The organism is Litchfieldia sinesaloumensis, assembly GCF_900156865.1.
In the GTDB taxonomy this organism is placed as follows: domain Bacteria; phylum Bacillota; class Bacilli; order Bacillales; family Bacillaceae_L; genus Ferdinandcohnia; species Ferdinandcohnia sinesaloumensis.
The window spans coordinates 718,891-737,425 of record NZ_LT732529.1; the positions used below are offsets into that span (position 1 = coordinate 718,891).

The following is an 18,535-nucleotide window of genomic DNA, read 5'->3' on the forward strand; positions in this document are numbered from 1 at the left end:
TGAACTAAGAAAAAGCCCCGAAATTAGCTTCGGGGCTTTTAATAGTTTTAAAAGAATAAATACGCCATCCCAACAATAATAGGTAACGTAATAAGTGTTCTTAATAAAAAGATAATCACTAAGTCTATGAAAGATACAGGTAATTTGGAACCAAGTAATAATCCGCCAACCTCTGACATGTAAATCAACTGTGTAATCGATACACCCGCAATGACAAATCGCGTTAAATCATTTTCAATGCCTGCACCGATAATGGCTGGTAGGAACATATCAGCAAATCCAATCACCATCGTTTCAGATGCTGCGGCCGCTTCAGGCACTTGAAGGAAAGTAAGAATTGGTACAAATGGCACACCTAGATATTTGAAGAATGGAGTAAATTCTGCAATGATAAGTGCGATTGTGCCGATTGCCATTACAACAGGAACAACGCCAAGCCACATATCCAATACGTTTTGAAAGCCACCTCGAGCCACTCTAGAAAAGCCACCTGCTTTGTCGGCTTGAATAACTGCTTTTTCCATTCCCCATTGAAACCGGTTTACATTAGTCGGTATCATTTCATCTGCTTTCCTAGTTGTCCCCTCATAATACGTATCCAATTTTCTCGACAGTGGCGGTATCCGAGGCATAATAATTGCTGCAACTAAACCTGCAACTAAGACCGTCATATAAAAAGGGACAAACATGCCTTCTAATTCCATTTGAGCTAATATGACAACCGTAAACGTGATTGAAACGACAGAGAAGGTTGTTCCAATAACAGCGGCTTCTCTTTTTGTATAATAACCCATTTCATATTGTTTATTTGTCAATAGAACCCCAACTGTTCCGTCACCTAGCCAAGATGCGATGGCATCAACGGATGAACGTCCAGGTAATTTAAAGAGTGGTCGCATCACCTTTGTCAATAAAGCTCCAAAGAGTTCGAGTAAGCCAAAATCAAGTAACAAAGGTAAAAAGAGTCCTGCAAATAAAAACACAGAAAATAATACTGGAATTAAATCAAATAGCAAAGTCCCGCCAGTAGTATCCGACCAGATCGCGGAAGGACCAAGTTGAAATAACGTCATTATCGCGAAAATCATCCCAAGTATACGTGTGATGACCCATAATGGTGTTATATAAAATAGACCAGATAAGAAGGGTGATTTCGTTATAAAAGCAGGTTTTACAAATAACGTAATGATTGACAGAATCCCAGTAAATGTGATCAACCCAGTCATTATATAAGGGATGGATTCTCCTAACCAATCTTGAACAATACCTGCCAAGATAGCAACTGGTATCGTGAATGAATCATTATATGGTAATGGTACGATGAATAAAAGAATTCCGATTAAAGATGGGATTATGAATCGTAAATAACCAGTCGTTGTTGGTTTGTCTTGTTGTTTTTGAACTTCCATGGTTTCACCTCAAAAATCAAAAAAATCTTAAAAAGTCACAATGAATACTTTATAACAAACTGAATAAAAATGCGAGTATTTTTTTATAATAATTCCGCAAGGTGTATAAAAATACTATTCTGAAAAGGAAGGTTAATTTAACCAACCTTGTTGTAGCATTCCCAATTAAACAAATAATTAATGAATGAGGATGTAAACCATTGGAAAACTAAAAAGAAAAGGAGTTGTGACTGGTGAAGAAACGTCAAACTAAAGAGGAAGCAACAATCGCAGTTGGAATGGATACAGAAGAAGAATTACAAAAGGAGGCAACTATGGATGAGGTTGAACAGGGTGATTACACCCAAGTGACAACATTATCCTTCGATGAAAATGACCCGAGTTAAGCTAGGAGAAGCATTATCTCAACGATAATGCTTCTTTTTTAGATTGAAATTTGCACTTAGTAAACTAATTGTTATACTTTCTTACATAATTCATCTAAAATCTGAAAAAAGTGATTGAAATCAATCTATATATTAGATTAATATTAGAAATCATATATATGATGTTACATTTCCTAACATGAAGTGTAATAAGAACAAACGAATTGAGGGGGAGAGAGAATGGACGTTTCATATCTTATGGACAGTTTATGGGTAATGGTAGGAGCAATTTTGGTAATTTTTATGTTAGGTGGATTTATTCTTCTAGAGGCTGGTTCAACTAGAATGAAAAATGCCGGGCATATAGCTGGGAAAACAATCTTTACATTCGGTCTATCTTCATTAGTTTTCTGGGCTGTTGGATTTGCATTTATATTTGGTGAAAATGCAAACCTATTTGTAGGACTTTCAGAATTTTTTTACTCTGGCAAAGAACTTGATTTAGGATTTAATTCATCTGTTTTCTTTTTATTCCAATTAGCATTTGCAGGAATCGCTATTACCATTGCAACAGGAGGCTTCGCAGAACGAGCAAAATTATCAATCTATCTTGTGTTTACTATTCTATTTGCTGCAATTGTATACCCGGTAGTCGCTCACTGGATTTGGGGAGGGGGTTGGTTAGCAGAGCATGGTAAGCAAGACTTCGCAGGCTCCACTGTAGTTCATTTAACAGGGGCGATGGCCGCTTTTGCAGCTACGATTTTATTGAAGCCACGTATTGGGAAATTCAATAAAGATGGTTCGTCCAATACGCTTTTCGGACATAACCAAGTGTATACAGCGTTGGGAGTATTAATTCTTTGGGTAGGTTGGTTTGGATTTAATGCAGGAAGTACAGTATCTGTAGCCGATGGATTCTTTGGTTTTGTTGCTTTAAATACGAATTTAGCAGCTGGTGCTGGTGCAGTGGCAGCGCTACTAGTTTCTTGGATTGTATTAGGGAAGTCGGATATCCCGACGATGTTAAATGGAACCTTAGCAGGTTTAGTTGCTATTACAGCTTCTTGTGCATTTGTTGATACATGGGCAGCAGTCGTGATTGGATTTGTAGCCGGAATACTAGTGTTTTATAGTGCTAGATTCTTTGAAAAGAGAAGAATTGATGATCCAATCTTCGCTCTATCAGTTCACGGAGCAGCGGGTATTTGGGGCACTTTATCAACAGGTTTCTTTGCAACTCCAGAGCTTGCAACGGTAGGGCAAGCAGGTTTGTTTTATGGAGGTGGATTCACACAATTGGGTGTGCAATTCTTAGGTGTTACAGTATCAGGTGCATATGCATTTATAGTTTCTTTTATCATTCTAGTTGTTCTGAAGAAAGTAATGGGTGGTCTACGTGTAACTGAAGAAGAGGAAATTATGGGCTTAGATATAAGTGAACACGGTAGTTATGGCTATCCGGAAGTCTTCTTAGCGAAGGAAGATAAAATGAGTTCATAATGTGATTAAGCAGGTCCCTAGGAATAGAGGACCTGCTCCTTTTGGATATACATGATGGGGGTGTGTAAATGAGTGAGGGGAAACAAGAATATGAAGATATAAAAAGAATGAAGCGTGCGTTGTTTTTTCAATACCAGATTGATGCAAATTCCCTAAATCATTTTCATGATAAGGTGATGAAATATATCTTCCATCTGGCTGTAGAGCGTTTAGGACAAAAAAATGTGCCATGTGAGTTTGTATGGTTTATAACCGGTAGCGGTGGAAGGCTGGAACAAGGATATGTTAGTGACCAAGATCATGGGATTATTTATGCCGATCATTCAAAGGAAGCAATTACCTATTTTCATGAACTAGGTAAAGAGCTTTCTTATGGTTTATACAAAGTTGGATATCCCTACTGTGAAGGTAAAATTATGCCATCTAACCCAGTATGGTGTAAATCGGTGGTAGAGTGGCAACAACAGCTTTCATCTTGGATGGTGGAGGAGACCTGGGAGACCATACGGTATTTGCAAATCTTCTTTGATTCACGAGTGCTTATTGGAAGTAACTCTTTAATAAGAGAACTTAAATTATTACTACTAACCTCTCTTAATGAAAATCTCTTGAGGAGACACCTGGAAAACATATTATACGTTAAAAAGGCAATTGGCCCACTCGGTCAGCTTGTGGGAGAAGAAAAAGGGGAGTATGAGGGGGCGATTGATTTAAAACAAACAGCCTTTCTTCCTTATGTAAGTGCAGTTCGGTTACTGGCGATGAAGGAAGGTATACAAGAAACCTCGACAATTGATCGGATAGAGGCCCTATTAAAGAGAGGATACCCACCAGAATTTCAGGTCTATCTTGAAAATTTTGAACGGTTACTAGAAATACGGAACCATTTGTTTCGCCATACGCAATCATATGAAGCAAGCCATTTTATTCCAATTAGACAATTGGATAGATCACGAAAAAAGGAGCTTAGAGAAATATTAAAAAATGGCTTGAAACTACATCATTATGTTCGTTCAAGTATTGGTTAGAGAGGTGATAGAAAAATGGCATTTGAACCATTTATTCAATTTGTGAGGGGGCTTCAAGGAAAAGTAAATACAAGTGGGATGGGTGGGAATCAAGGCCTAAGTTTTCAACAGATTGCTTTTCTCCGACAAATCCATCGTGACCTCCATCAAGAGGATAAATTGACCGTTCCTCTAGAAGAGCTAGGTGTGGTCGTGTTTGATATTGAAACAACAGGCTTTTATCCAGAACAAGGGGATGAAATTATCTCACTTGGTGCAGTTAAGATGAAAGGGGGAATCATACGCGAAAATGACATCTTCTATTCTCTCGTTTTCTGTAACAATAAGATTCCTGAGTCGATTCAAAACTTAACAGGGATATCAGGTGTTGATTTACAGAATGCCCCTCCCCTATCAGATGTTCTAGTTCGTTTTTTTGAATTTGCGAAGGGAAATCCCCTCGTAGCACATCATGCTAATCATGAGAAAGCGTTTATGCAAGCTGCAAGTTGGAAACAATTCCGTACACCATTTAAACACCGTGTTATTGACACTTCCTTTTTATATAGATTAGTTGAACCCAATTTACAACTAACAAGATTGGAAGACCTCTGTGAATATCACGACATACCAGTAACAAACCGACATCATGCTCTTGGAGATGCAGTGTTAACAGCTAAGCTTTGGTCAATCTATATCCAAAAAATTCAACAACTAGGATGTTGCACATTACGAGATGTCTATAACAGGCTTGCTAATCTTTAAAGAAGCACTACACCAAGTGTTTCTTTTTTAGTTGAAAGTCTCAATTTTTCCCTTTTTTTATTGAACAACCCCTAAATTGCGAAAATTGTAGTATACTATGGTAATGGTTTTTTAGTGTTAGATTCATAATATAGGGGAATGATCATGTTACAGAAACTCAACAAGAAATTAGAAAAGATGATGCCACTTATTACACCTACGAGTGTTGTTATTGGTGTTTTACTGACTGCTTATTTAGCTCCTTTTTCATATTTAGTACCTTGGATTTTTGCATTTATTACTTTTTCTGGAGCGCTTAGCTCTAACTTCACGTCGTTAAAACGGGCGATTGCTCATCCATTTCCAATTTTACTTGCCCTCTTTACATTACATCTCATCATGCCTGCCTGGGCTTGGGTGGTTGGACATTTAACATTTCCGGGCGATAGTTTTACGATTACTGGTTTGATTTTGGCAGTGGTCATTCCAACTGGGATTTCAAGCTTTATTTGGGTCGCTATGAAGCACGGTAATATTGCACTTACGCTTTCAATCATCTTAATAGATACTCTGATTTCTCCTTTTGTTGTACCGTATAGTTTAACATTGTTTGTTGGAAGCAATATCGAGATGGATATTTCTAGCATGATGCAGGGTCTCTTTTTTATGGTAGTGCTGCCTTCTGTCCTGGGTATGCTCGTCAATCATCTTACAAAAGGAGAATGTACAAAAACACTCAGCCCCACCTTAGCCCCATTTTCTAAAATTGGTCTTGGTGTTGTTGTTATTTTGAATAGTGCTGAAATTGCTCCATACCTTCAAAATGTAAATCTAAAGTTAATCAAAACTGCAGGTGTGGTTTTTTTCATTGCGTTTTGTGGATACTTGATTTCATGGGGAATTGGTCGTCTGATGAAATTAGAGCCCGATGTCATAGTGGCCCTTGTATTTACAGGAGGAATGCGTAATATAAGTGCTGGTGCTGTTATAGCTATTACCTTTTTCCCACCAGAAGTCGCGGTTCCTGTAGTTGTTGGAATGCTATTTCAACAAATTTTAGCCTCGATTTATGCTGGATTCATTGACCGTGTCTATTCAGTACAGCTTATTGAACAAAAATACACGGCTTAGACGTTAGCCAATCAACTGGCTAACGTTTTTCTTAGAAAAAAGATTGAAAAAAGTAGTTCGAACACATACGATATTTGGTGGAGGAAACTCCTATATACATATGATTCGGGGGAAGCTCACTTGACAGTGTCCTTACAAAAAATAACAAGTGAAAATTGGGAAGAGTGTATTGAATTAAAAGTTGGGAAGTCCCAGCAAGGTTTTATTGCAACAAATTTATACTCCTTAGCAGAGGTTCAGTTTTTACCGAATTTTGTTGCCTATGGAATCTATGTGGAGAACAAAATGGTTGGATTCACGATGTATGGTTTAGATGAGGATGACCATAATTATTGGATCTATCGTATAATGATTGACGAAAAATACCAAGGGAACGGCTATGGGACTAAAGCGTTGATACATGTAATTGAGGCAATAAAAACAAAACCTGATGCCAAAGAAATCATTATTGGGTATAATCCAGGTAACATCCAGGCGGAAAGAACCTACTTGCGAGCAGGTTTTCACCCTAAAGGTACAGCGCCTTGGGGGGAAAAACTCGTTTGTTTGAAATTACAATAAAACGACAAGAATAAAACAAGAGAAAAGGAGGGGGATTAACAAATGGAAGATGCAAAATACTGTAAAGAATCGTTTGTCGTGAAGACAAGCAATGTATTTCCACCTGATACCAACTATCATGGAACCATGTTTGGTGGAAAGTTAATGGCTTATATCGATGATGTTGCGTCCATTTCTGCTGTGCGTCATTCACGTTCACCAGTTGTAACAGCATCAACTGACTCAGTGGACTTCCTTCATCCGATCCAAGAAGGAAGCTCAGTTTGTTTAGAAGCGTTCGTAACCTATACGGGTCGCTCTTCGATGGAGGTATTTGTTAAAGTTATATCTGAGAATTTATATACGGGGGAACGCAATATTTGTGCCTTATCATTTTTAACTTTTGTTGCATTAGATGAGAATGGAAAACCTAAGCCCGTTCCGAAAGTTATTCCGAAGTCTGATGAAGAAAAGATGCTGCATGAATCAGCGAAAGAACGCGCTGAAACACGAAAGAAACGAAAAAAAGAAAACGAAAAAATGGCTTCAAGATATAGCATCGCATTACCTTGGGAAGTGTAAAAAAAGGTTGTCCACAGTCAATCACGACGCGGACAACCTTTGCTATTTATTGGCGCTGTTCCTTTAATAAATCACGAATTTCAGTAAGTAATGCTTCCTCTTTTGTTGGGACAGGTGCGGCAGGTGTCTCTTCTTCTTTTTTCTTAAAACGCTGAAAAAAACGAATAAACATAAAAATAGAAAAAGAAATAATTAAAAAGTCTACGACCGTTTGTAGAAACAATCCGTATTTTAGTTCTACTTCATGGAAGGTATAAGCCGCTTCAGATATTTTAATTCCACCTAATAATAAGCCAAATAATGGCATAATAATATCATTTACAAGTGATGTGACAATTTTTCCAAAAGCTCCACCGATTATAACACCGATTGCAAGATCAATGACATTGCCTTTAAGGGCAAACTTTTTAAATTCATTAAGCATACGTAAGTCTCCTTTCAAAATACATCTTATTTTTACAGATTAGTCGTAAAAAGAAAATAGTTCTTAAGGCTTATCTATGAAACTTCTCCAATTGATATAGCATATTTTCTTGCCTAAGGATTTCTATTTGCCTTTCACCTAACAAGTCAAAATGCGGGAAACCGGTTCGGTTATGAATATATTTCGAGGGAATCCCGTATTTTTGTCCCCACTTAATTAATTTATCAACGTCTGCACAGCCAACCTTCGTTACAGTCGTCATTCCAGGAAAACGATCATCCAACCAATAATGTGTGAGAAAAGCAATTTCTCCTTGTGAAACTTTTCGTTTCCATTCCATAAGCTCCTTGCGTTTAATGCCAAAAGCCATATTAGTACCACCTCAACAAATTACATTAGGCTTATTATATCAAAAAATAGAAATTATTTACTAAGATTAGGAGTGGAACGGATGTCTTATTAATAACAGGACTTTAGTCATAGGTAATTTTGTTGAAAAAAGAATAATCGTAACAGGATGTAGAGAATTTATCCTGTTTATTTTGAAAAAGTGAAGAAAATATTTTTCTTTACACCTAGTTGTGTTACTATTTAGATAATTCTTAAAAAAAGGAGGTAAGCTTACATCCATCGTTGTAATACATAAATGTAAACATAATTGAAAAGGAGAAAAAGGAGCGAGTTATGAAAAAAATATTTGTTGTTGTTACTGCTTTCTTATTGTTAACTTTTTCGGTTATTCCAGTTTCAGCTAAGGGTGGGAATGATACTGCTAGAAAGAATGTATTACAAAACATTGTGAAAGAACAGGATAAAAAGGCGAGAATGCTATGGTACGACTTGTCTGCTAATATCGAGTATCTAAATACAAAAGAAAAAGTAAAAGAGATCGTTGGTAAAACGGCTAAAGCAAATATAGACACAATTATTCTAGATATAAAAAACTCAACAGGGTTTGTTGCATATAATAGCGATTTAGCTCCACATGCAAGTACATCGAAGAAGATTGATAAGTTCCAAGGATATCCTGAGAATTATGATTTATTAGAGAATGTGATAGAAGAGGCACATAAATATGGAATTAAGGTACATGCGGCCATCAATGTATTCTCAGAAGGAAGCACGACTTTCCAGGAAGGGCCGGCTTACGAGAACCCGGAATGGCAATCAGTTATTTATGAGGGATCAAGGGTTGCAACTGCTGCAAATAATAGTACTAGAAAAATTGATGGTTCAAATATTACTAGAAATACAAACTATCTTGTACTGTATACTCCAGACAAATATGAAGTTTCTCCAGCTAATCGGTGGGGTGCAGAAATTCAAGTTACAGATGGTGTTGTAACACAGGTCTCAGATCGAAACACGTATGGTACACCTGCATTAGAAGTTCCTGAAAACGGTTACGTTCTCTCTGGGCATGGAACAGCAAGAACATGGTTACTTGATAATGTTAAAGTTGGGGATGTGTTAGACATTTCGGCAACTGAAACGAAACTTGTGCCATCTTCACAAGCAGCAGGACATTCTACATTTGTAAACCCAATTCGGGAGGATGTTCAGAACTATGAATTAGGTATCATTGAGGAATTAGTTACTAATTATGATGTGGACGGTATCGTTCTTGACCGAGCAAGATACAACAATATTTACGCTGACTTTAGTGAATTAAGCCGTGAAAAATTTGAGGCGTATATAGGTCGAGAAGTTGCAAATTTCCCGCAAGATATTTTTGAAATCAAATTTGACAACAACGGACAACAAAGTATTGAAGAAGGTCCTTTGTACCAAAAATGGATTGAATGGCGTGCTGGAAATATTCAGTCCTTTTTTAAAAAGGCACAGAAAACAGTTCATGATTTAAAGGAAGATGTATATTTTAGCACGTATGTAGGTGCATGGTATTCGGATTACTACAGTGAAGGTGTGAACTGGGCAAGTAAAACATATCAACCAGATTATAGCTGGACTTCACCTGATTATCACAAAACTGGTTATGCTGAAACATTAGACTTCATCATGACAGGTACGTACTTTGAACATGTAACAAAAGAAGAAGCGATTGCTAATGGTAGAATTGCTGAGCATAGCGTTGAAGGCTCTGCTGAACTAGCTATGGATGTCATTAATGAATCGACATTTGTTTACGGAAGTCTTTATCTCAATCAATATAGTAATAATCCAGATCAATTCCGCAAGGCTCTACGGAAGGATATTGAAAAAACACATGGTGTTATGTTGTTCGATTTAGTATATCTGGAATGGTTCGATTGGTGGCATATCGTAGAAGAGGAATTTGCAGAGCCTAGTCAAGCTCCGCACCATATTCCTGGATTCCTGAAAATGGTTCGAAGCGATACGTAGCAAAGATTGAGGAGCGGTTTATAAAAAAACTGCTCCTTTATGTATTTTTAAAATAATTTGAATTTTATGTAAAGTGAATTTATACTATGAATAGGAAATATCCTCCTTTTTGGTAAGAAACAGGAGGAGAATTTTACTCTGATATGAAAAGAGAGGAAGGTTATATGAAAATACAGATTCTTGGTACAGGAGCGGCAGAAGGATTTCCAGGTTTATTTTGTAATTGCAAACATTGCAAGAGGGCAAGAGAGTTAGGGGGAAAGAATATTAGAACCCGTTCTTCAACTGTTATCGATGATACAATTAAGATTGATTTCCCACCCGACACCTATCACCATGTTTTAACACACCAACTCGACCTTTCTAAAGTAGAGCATTTATTGTTTACTCATACTCACATGGACCATTTTAACCCCAAAGATCTAGGAATGAGAACACCAGGATTTGCTCATGATTTTTCATATCCCCTACATATTTACGGAAATGATGCAGCGATATATAAATGTAAAGAAGTCTTATGGCATACTGAAAATTATTTCTCATTTACATTAATGCACCCTTTTTCTACGTATCAAGTCGGTACAGCAAAGGTGACGCCTTTACCCGCAGATCACAACCCATTAGAAACCTGTTTGCTTTTTTACATTGAAAAGGATGGAAAAACGATATTTCATGGACATGATACAGGTTGGTTTCCTGAAAAAACATGGGAATGGTTATCTACGAAAAAAATAGATGTAGTCATTTTGGATTGTACTCGTGGACTTTTACCAGGAAGAAAAAATCATCTTAATATAGAAGCTGTTAAGGATATACAAAAGGTATTTCTTGAAAAAAATATCATATCGAAAGGGAGTCAAATAATAGCGACTCATTTTTCTCACAATATTGGTCTAATGCACGAGGATTTAGAAGAAATTTTTGCTTCGAGTGGTATTAAAGTTGCCTTTGATGGAATTGAAATTCATGTATGAAATACTGTATTAAACAGGAATAAAAACAAAGGATAGATGAATCGTGATATTTTACGAAAAACAAATCGAAGAATACGAGAATTATAAACCTGAACTAACTAAGCGTGAGGATTTTGAGAATTTTTGGGAAGAAACTTTAAAGGAATCAGCTGTATCTCCACTTCACATCCAAATGAAACCGATTAATTATCCAATCGATCAAATTGTCGCCTACAAGTTGATATACAGGGGATTTGCAGGAACTCCAATAAATGCCTTTTATATATTACCAAAAGATAAAAATAAAGACTTGCCGTGTATTATTATTTTTCATGGTTATGGTGGTAATAAAGGTTCAATATCTAATTACATGAAATGGACTATACAGGGATATGCCGTTTTGGCAGTAGACTGTCGAGGCCATGGGGAAAGTGCTGAGGACACGCTCTATTCCTTCGGTTCTACTGGAACATGGGCTACTCAAGGAATTCTAGATAAATATGAATATTATTATCGAAAAATCTATGTTGATTGCAAACGAGCAGTCGATGTTATTTTTACTAGAAACGAAATTGATAAATCTAGGATTTGTCTGCATGGTGCAAGCTTAGGTGGGGGGATCTCACTAGCGGTTGCAGCACTAGATAATCGTCCTACATTAGTTGTAGCTGATGTTCCGAATATGTGTAATATCGAGCTTGCTGTTCAGCAAAAATTCGAAGGCTCTTTAGTTAGTATCGAAAATTTTATGAATAGATATCCTGAAAAGAGTAAACAGGTGTTTGAAACCCTCTCCTATTTTGACAATCTTAATTTAGCACAATGGATTAAGAGCAAGACACGAGTTTCTGTAGCTTTCAAGGATTTAATCTGCCCCCCTCAATCTGTTTACGGTGTATACAACCAGATCGATGCAGAAAAGTTGATCATTTCATATCCGTTTTCAGGACATGATGCACCAGGCATCATATCGCACATCGATCAAACAATTGCTTATATTAAAGAAAATCTATAGAGCTTAATATTCTTCGAAGCTTCGAACGGTGACTAGATTGTTATAAGTAGGTCGCACCTTTATCGTAAATTAAAATTTCTAAAAATTGTTACAATTATATTGACAATGTAACTTTCTTGCAATAAAATTAACTTTGAAGAATATATTCACTTTTACACATTTTTTAGGAGTAATATTCCACCTCTGTTGTGAGTTCTTCGATTAAAAAAGGGGGAAATCGAATTGAAAAGATTAAAAAGGTTTTCAATGTTGTTGATCGTTTTAATGCTTTTTGTTGCAACTGCATGTTCTAACAATGAGAGTGCAGGAAATGATGACGAAGGTAAGAAAGATGAGAAAAAGAATGTTGAAATTAAGTTTTGGACGATTTCACTAAGCCCTACATTTGATGATTACATAAACGGTTTAGTCGATCAGTTCGAAGAGCAGAATCCAGGGGTAACTGTTGTATGGGAGGATATTCCGTATGACACTGTAGAACAAAAGACGTTAACTGCCGCTGCTTCTGGTCAGCTTGCTGATGTTATGAATTTAAACACAGACTACCTCAAGAAACTTGCAGCTGTCGGGGCTGTTATGGATCTTACAGAAAAAGCAGCCGATGTTAAGGATGATTTCTTTGAAGGAGTATGGGAAGCTGGGAATTTAGGCGATAAAACATATGCACTTCCATGGTATCTATCTACAGGTGGTCTTTTATACAATAAGGAATTATTGGAAAAAGCGGGTTTTGACGGTCCACCTAAAAGTGAGGAAGAAGCTTGGGAAATGTCAGAAGTTCTTTATGAGAAGTTAGGAGTCTATGGTAATACACCTACAGATATCCATTTATTCTTACCTCAAAATGGTATTCCTTTAGTTTCTGAAGATTTAAAGAGCGCAGCTATTAATACACCTGAGGCAGTTGAAGTATTTAAAAAGTTTAAAGAGCGTTTTGATAAGGGCTTAATCCCTAAGGAAATTTTATTAGCGCAAGCGAAACCAAACGAGTGGTATGCACAAGAGAAAATGGCATGGTGGGGTACAGGACCACAACTTTATCGTCAGGTTGAAGACTTATCACCTGAAGTGTATGCAAAATCTGATGCTGCACCGGCTATCGTTGGTTCCTCTGGATTTAGACATGTATCGATTATGAATATTGCTGTTTCCGCAAAATCAAAGGCTCCTGAAGAAGCTGTTGAATTTGCTAAGTTTGTTACAAACGCAGAAAGTCAGTTAGCATTCAGTAAGATTGTAGCAATCCTACCGTCAGTTAAAGATGCTGCAGCTGATGAATTCTTCACACAAGGTGAAAATTCGGATGACCCTGCAGAAAAAGGTAAGTTTTATGCTGCAAAACAGCTTGATATTGCAAAGGATATGTTTGCTCCTGTTGAGAATATTTCAGAAATTAATAAAACAGTTAATGAAGAATTTCACAAAGTCTTGTTAGAGGATAAAGATCCACAGAAAGCGATTGAAGATGCTGAAGCCAAGATTAATGAGCTTCTAAAGACGAAATAAAGTTTATCAAAGCCTAGCAAAATATAATTTAAAGAATAATAGGATTTATCTATGGCATTCATGATTGCTTAGGCATAGTGAATGCCTTCTTTTCTAAGAAATTATGATTTTACCAAATGTAGCTGAAAGTCGTAGTATGGTTGAAACAGACTAGCATTCGAATTATGGTAGGAGTGATTGTATGTATAAAGCAAGACACGCTTGGATGTTTCTTTTGCCAACCGCAATTTTGTTAACGACGTTTACCTTACTCCCAGCGCTGGCAGCTCTAGGGCTCAGTTTTACAGATTACAATGTATTCATGGGAACGGTAGATTGGGTTGGTCTTGAAAATTTTATTAGAGCACTTAAAGATGAAGAGTTTTGGAATGCATTAAAAAATACGGCTTATTATTGGATCTTAGTTACACCTGCACTTGTCGTCCTACCCGTATTTCTAGCAATTCTTGTTAATCAACAGCTAATTGGAATTAAGTTATTTCGATTAACATATTACTTTCCGGCACTCGTTTCAGTTGTAATTACCGCAATTTTATGGAACTGGTTATTTGCTAGTGACGGGATTTTTAATTATTTGTTAAGTCTTATCGGAATCAGTCCTATTGATTGGTTAACTAGCAGGAAGTTTGTAATGATTAGTCTTGCAATTGTAACCGTATGGCAAGGTTTAGGCTACTATATGCTTTTTTATCTAGCAGGCTTGCAATCCGTGCCAACAGATCTATACGAAGCAGCTGAATTAGATGGAGCTGGGTTCTGGCAAAAACATATACATATAACCTTCCCTATGTTAAAGCCAATCATCTTCTTTACGGCAGTTATCTCAACGATGTCAGCGTTCAAAGAATTTACATTAATGTTAACGATGACTGATGGTGGACCAATAGGGGCTTCAAAGACCGTTGTGTTCCTTGTTTTCGAAAAAGCGTTTAGGCAATTGGAAATGGGATATGCTAGTGCGATTTCATTTATTCTATTTATTATCATACTCATTTTGACTTTGTTAAATAAACGAACATTGGATAGCCAGTCTTAATTAAGGAGGTAAAGTAGCATATGCAGCCTATACAATCAAACACCAACACAGTATCCGACATCAAAACAAAAGGGCGGCCTCGTAAATTGCCGAGTAAAAGGAAAATTAGTCGCCTAACGATTTCATATTTCTTTTTGATAGTAGTAATGATTGTTATGATTGTTCCTTTTTTATGGTCAGTATCGACTGCATTAAAGGGACAAAACGAAGCAATATTTTCATTTCCTCCGAAGTTTATTCCAGAAAATATTACATTGGATAATTTTATTACAGTGTGGAATACACTTCCAATTCCTCTTTATTTATGGAATAGTACGATTTTAGCCTTTTGGGGAGTTCTTTTACCACTAATATTCTGTTCGTTAGCAGCTTTTCCATTAGCACGTATGAATTTCAAGGGGAAGAATATTGTATTTTTAGTGATTCTATCCACGATGATGATTCCTGGAGAGGTTACAATGATTCCAATTTATTTGATATTGGAAAAGTTACACCTTATTGGTTCATTTTCTGGAGTTATCTTGCCTGGGGCAGTTACCGCATTTGGTATTTTTTTAATGAGGCAGGCTTTTATGGGTATCCCTAAGGAAATTGATGAATCTGCCATTATTGATGGGGCAAAACCATGGCAAATCTGGTGGTATATTATGATTCCTATGGTAAAACCAATGCTTGCTACTTTAGCTATTCTAAGTTTCATTGGTTCTTGGAACAACTTTTTATGGCCACTACTGGTTTTACAAGATCCGAACACATATCCGTTAACAGTAGGTTTATATGACTTAAAAGGAGCCTTTGTAACTAATACCAGACTTGTTTCTGCAGGTGCAATCATTGCTCTTGTACCAATCCTAATTGTATTTGTTGCATTCCAAAATTACTTTATTAAAGGAGCCTATAGTAGTGCAGTAAAAGGGTAATAGAAAAATATAGACCATTCTCATGGAGAGGTATTCTAGTCGTATCCAATATTTCAATATATTAACTGCATAATGTGAAGAAAAATCCTTTCTTGTGCTTTAGTGGTGGATTAATCTTTTTTGTTTATTGGTGCGATAAAAAAGAGGGGAAATGATGAAAAAACAAGAGTTTTTGAACTTAATACACCAACAATTAATTGTTTCGTGTCAAGCTTTAGAAGATGAACCGCTACATGGTTCCATGTACATGGCTAAAATGGGTATTGCTGCAAAGATGGGTGGGGCAGTGGCGATAAGAGCTAATGGCAAGGAAGATTTAATGGCCATTAAAGAAGCTACTGGGTTGCCAACTATTGGGATTATTAAAAGAGACTATCCGGAAAGTGACGTGTTTATAACACCAACATTAAAGGAAGTTTCTGAGCTCATCGAGTCTGGTACGGATGTAATAACACTTGATGCAACGTTTAGAAAAAGACCAAGCGACGTAACTTTCACAGATTTGGTTTGGTATATAAGAAAACATAGTTCCAGTCTGATTATGGCTGATGTATCTACAGTTGCTGAAGGGATTGCCGCGGTAGAAGAAGGGTGCGACCTAGTTTCAACAACACTATCTGGATATACGTCATATAGTCCACAAATTGAAGGACCTGACTTTAATCTCATCAAGGATCTTACCTCGAAGTGTAAGGTGCCAATTATCGCAGAAGGTAGAATATCAACCCCTGATGAGGCAGTTATGGCCTTTAAAAATGGTGCACATTCAGTTGTAGTAGGATCTGCAATTACAAGACCGCAGGAAATTACAAAAAGATTTGTTGAGGGAATAAACAAAGCTAAATTAAAGAAGTTATGAGGTGATAAAAGTGATTATTAAGGACCTGGAAGTCTTTCCTCTGTCATTGCCGATGAAACAAAGTTTTCAAATTTCAGGGGGGACAGTTGGGGACAGTAATCAAGGTGCACCGCATGTTTACGTGAAAATCGTGTCAGAAGATGGCATCGAGGGTTGGGGAGAGGCTAGACCGAGTCATAGATGGAGTTATGAAACGATCGAGACTGTTGTTTCAACCATTCAAAAATATATTAAACCTGTAATCATTGGTAAGAAAGCTGATGACCTCTCCACTATCCATGAGATGATTGACAAGGAAATTTCCTCTGGATACTCGAAAGGTCAGCCTATTTGTAAAGCGGCTGTTGATATGGCCCTCTACGACCTAATTGGTAAAAGCTCTAACAAAGCTTTATCTGAAATTTGGCTTGGTAAATCAAAAGAACATATCGATTTATCTTACCTAATAAGTACAAGAAACCTCAATGAGGCAGCTAAAAAAGCTAAATATGCGAGTGAAAATGGATTTAAAGCTATTGACGTGAAAATTGGATTCAATGTAGATCTCGATATGGAGGTTTTGGAAGTAGTGAAGGCTGAAGCCCCAACTCTTTTTTTTAGGGTTGATGCAAATCAAGGGTATACACTTCCTGAGGCAATAAAGGCAGCCAAAAAAATGGAGAGAATCGGTGTAGACGTCTTTGAACAACCATTAAAAGCAAACGATTTACTAGGACATAGGGAACTGAGAAGAAAAACGTCATTACCGATAGCTTTAGACGAAAGTATCTGGAGTTCAAGTGATGTATTACAAGCTATTCGACTTGAAGCATGTGATTATGCAGTGATTAAACTCACCAAAATGGGTGGAATCACTGGTGCGAAATTAGCAGGAGAAATAGCTAAGGAAGCAAGCCTTGGTTTACTTGGTGGCGGGTTAACAGAATCTACTCTAGGACTAACAAGTAGTGCCCACTTGTTCAATTATTTAGGAATTAATCTCCCATCTGATTTGAATGGTCCGTTTTTTCTAGAAGATGATCCGATTCAAAACAGAGGAGAAATTGAGAGGGGATCCATTTTACTACCTTCAGGATATGGTATCGGGTGTGAGGTAGATCAAAAAAAGCTTGATGCGTATAAAATTCAAGTGTAGTAGGGGGTTAATATGACACGTAAAATTAGGTTTGGAATCATCGGATGTGGTGTGATTTCTCCTTTACATGCTGAGGCGATAAAAGCATGTCCAAATACTGAACTTGTTGCGGTTTCAGACTTGAGTTTGGAGACAGCTAGGAAGTTTGCAAATGCCTTTAATATTTCCACCTATGTTTCGGACTATAAGGATCTTCTCGCGATGAAAGAAATCGATGTCGTTTCAATCTGCACACCAAGTGGGACACATGGACAAATAGCTATCGATGCAGCACTAGCAAAAAAAAGTATTCTGTGTGAAAAACCCCTCGAAATAAAAGCAGACCGTATGACCCAAATGATACAAATCTGCAGAGAACAAGGGGTAAAGTTAGGATGTGTCTACCAACGGAGAGCCACAGGTGTTGTTAAAAGGGTAAAAGAAGCTATCAGTAACGGAGAGATTGGAAAGTTGATTTTATGTGATGCCTATTTAAAATATTACCGTGACCAGGCTTATTACGATAGTGCAGGGTGGCGTGGAACTTGGGAAATGGACGGTGGAGGCGCGCTAATGAACCAAGGTGTCCACGGGATTGACTTATTCGTGTGGTTAACAGGTGGTGTTTCAAAAGTGTTTGCTAGAGCTGCCGCTTTAACCAGAAATATCGAAGTAGAAGATACTGCGGTATCTGTTGTCGAATGTAAGAACGGTGCTTTTGGGGTAATTGAAGGTACCACCTCTGTCTTTCCAGAAAGGAGTACCCGAATAGAACTTTATGGAGAAAAGGGTACGATTATATTTGACGACAGTGGAATACAGGAATGGGTTACAAAGGATAAGGGAGATATTACGAAAGAGATTGAAATTGAGCTTAAAAATATTGAAGGGGTTAGGTCAATTGGCCATTATCATTTTATTGATGATATGGCTAAAGCAATTATTGAAGACCGAGAACCAATGGTAACAGGAGAGGAAGCGAGAAAGGCCGTTGATTTAATCCTCTCAATCTACGAATCTTCTAAACAACAAAAAGAAGTGTACTTGTAAGGATGGCTAAGTT

Annotated in this window: 19 protein-coding genes; 16 read left to right on the forward strand and 3 right to left on the reverse strand. The window is 37.2% G+C overall.

Annotation, left to right across the window (positions count from 1 at the left end; all coding sequences use genetic code 11):
- Positions 1-47: 47 nt before the first annotated feature.
- The gene (locus CZ490_RS03530; protein WP_077617586.1) at positions 48-1,409 is read right to left on the reverse strand and encodes a YjiH family protein; all 1,362 of its coding nucleotides are present in this window, start codon (positions 1,407-1,409) and stop codon (positions 48-50) included.
- Positions 1,410-1,642: 233 nt separating this feature from the next.
- Between CZ490_RS03530 and CZ490_RS22265 the strand changes: the two genes are divergently transcribed.
- The 7 genes from CZ490_RS22265 (at position 1,643) to CZ490_RS03560 (ending at position 7,281) form a co-directional block, all read left to right on the forward strand.
- Positions 1,643-1,795 carry a hypothetical protein gene (locus tag CZ490_RS22265; protein ID WP_159439903.1) on the forward strand — a complete coding sequence of 51 codons (153 nt, stop codon included), beginning with the start codon at positions 1,643-1,645 and terminating at the stop codon, positions 1,793-1,795.
- A gap of 219 nt (positions 1,796-2,014) precedes the next feature.
- On the forward strand, positions 2,015-3,277 hold the full coding sequence (locus CZ490_RS03535; RefSeq protein WP_077617587.1) for an ammonium transporter: 1,263 nt from the start codon (positions 2,015-2,017) through the stop codon (positions 3,275-3,277).
- A gap of 68 nt (positions 3,278-3,345) precedes the next feature.
- Entirely contained in the window at positions 3,346-4,305 is a 960-nt protein-coding gene (locus CZ490_RS03540) for a DUF294 nucleotidyltransferase-like domain-containing protein (protein ID WP_077617588.1), read from the forward strand.
- A 15-nt stretch (positions 4,306-4,320) separates the two neighbouring features.
- A complete protein-coding gene (locus CZ490_RS03545) occupies positions 4,321-5,049 on the forward strand; it encodes an exonuclease domain-containing protein (RefSeq protein WP_077617589.1) in 729 nt (242 codons plus the stop codon).
- Positions 5,050-5,193: 144 nt separating this feature from the next.
- Entirely contained in the window at positions 5,194-6,159 is a 966-nt protein-coding gene (locus tag CZ490_RS03550) for a bile acid:sodium symporter family protein (RefSeq protein ID WP_077617590.1), read from the forward strand.
- Positions 6,160-6,279: 120 nt separating this feature from the next.
- Entirely contained in the window at positions 6,280-6,720 is a 441-nt protein-coding gene (locus CZ490_RS03555) for a GNAT family N-acetyltransferase (RefSeq protein ID WP_077617591.1), read from the forward strand.
- Between the two features lie 42 nt (positions 6,721-6,762).
- Positions 6,763-7,281, forward strand: a complete 519-nt coding sequence (locus CZ490_RS03560; protein ID WP_077617592.1) for an acyl-CoA thioesterase — start codon at positions 6,763-6,765, stop codon at positions 7,279-7,281.
- A gap of 46 nt (positions 7,282-7,327) precedes the next feature.
- On the opposite strand, the gene mscL is transcribed toward CZ490_RS03560, so the two are convergent.
- Both mscL and CZ490_RS03570 read right to left on the reverse strand, forming a co-directional pair.
- Positions 7,328-7,705, reverse strand: a complete 378-nt coding sequence (mscL, locus tag CZ490_RS03565) for a large conductance mechanosensitive channel protein MscL (protein WP_077617593.1) — start codon at positions 7,703-7,705, stop codon at positions 7,328-7,330.
- A 70-nt stretch (positions 7,706-7,775) separates the two neighbouring features.
- Entirely contained in the window at positions 7,776-8,075 is a 300-nt protein-coding gene (locus tag CZ490_RS03570) for a hypothetical protein (protein WP_077617594.1), read from the reverse strand.
- Positions 8,076-8,389: 314 nt separating this feature from the next.
- Here CZ490_RS03570 and CZ490_RS03575 point away from each other — a divergent pair, with 314 nt between their 5' ends.
- The 9 genes from CZ490_RS03575 (at position 8,390) to CZ490_RS03615 (ending at position 18,522) form a co-directional block, all read left to right on the forward strand.
- A complete protein-coding gene (locus CZ490_RS03575) occupies positions 8,390-10,069 on the forward strand; it encodes an alpha amylase family protein (protein WP_077617595.1) in 1,680 nt (559 codons plus the stop codon).
- Between the two features lie 164 nt (positions 10,070-10,233).
- On the forward strand, positions 10,234-11,043 hold the full coding sequence (locus tag CZ490_RS03580) for an MBL fold metallo-hydrolase (protein WP_077620931.1): 810 nt from the start codon (positions 10,234-10,236) through the stop codon (positions 11,041-11,043).
- A gap of 43 nt (positions 11,044-11,086) precedes the next feature.
- Positions 11,087-12,037: an acetylxylan esterase gene (locus CZ490_RS03585; protein WP_159439904.1), complete on the forward strand. Its 951-nt coding sequence runs from the start codon at positions 11,087-11,089 to the stop codon at positions 12,035-12,037.
- Between the two features lie 222 nt (positions 12,038-12,259).
- A complete protein-coding gene (locus CZ490_RS03590; protein ID WP_077617597.1) occupies positions 12,260-13,543 on the forward strand; it encodes an ABC transporter substrate-binding protein in 1,284 nt (427 codons plus the stop codon).
- Positions 13,544-13,724: 181 nt separating this feature from the next.
- A complete protein-coding gene (locus tag CZ490_RS03595) occupies positions 13,725-14,579 on the forward strand; it encodes a carbohydrate ABC transporter permease (RefSeq protein WP_077617598.1) in 855 nt (284 codons plus the stop codon).
- A gap of 134 nt (positions 14,580-14,713) precedes the next feature.
- Positions 14,714-15,499 (forward strand): carbohydrate ABC transporter permease, encoded by a 786-nt coding sequence (locus CZ490_RS03600; RefSeq protein ID WP_234987168.1) that lies wholly within the window; start codon positions 14,714-14,716, stop codon positions 15,497-15,499.
- A gap of 154 nt (positions 15,500-15,653) precedes the next feature.
- Entirely contained in the window at positions 15,654-16,358 is a 705-nt protein-coding gene (locus CZ490_RS03605) for an N-acetylmannosamine-6-phosphate 2-epimerase (protein WP_077617599.1), read from the forward strand.
- Between the two features lie 52 nt (positions 16,359-16,410).
- Positions 16,411-17,493: a mandelate racemase/muconate lactonizing enzyme family protein gene (locus CZ490_RS03610; RefSeq protein WP_234987169.1), complete on the forward strand. Its 1,083-nt coding sequence runs from the start codon at positions 16,411-16,413 to the stop codon at positions 17,491-17,493.
- A 12-nt stretch (positions 17,494-17,505) separates the two neighbouring features.
- A complete protein-coding gene (locus CZ490_RS03615; RefSeq protein WP_077617601.1) occupies positions 17,506-18,522 on the forward strand; it encodes a Gfo/Idh/MocA family protein in 1,017 nt (338 codons plus the stop codon).
- Positions 18,523-18,535 lie beyond the last annotated feature (13 nt).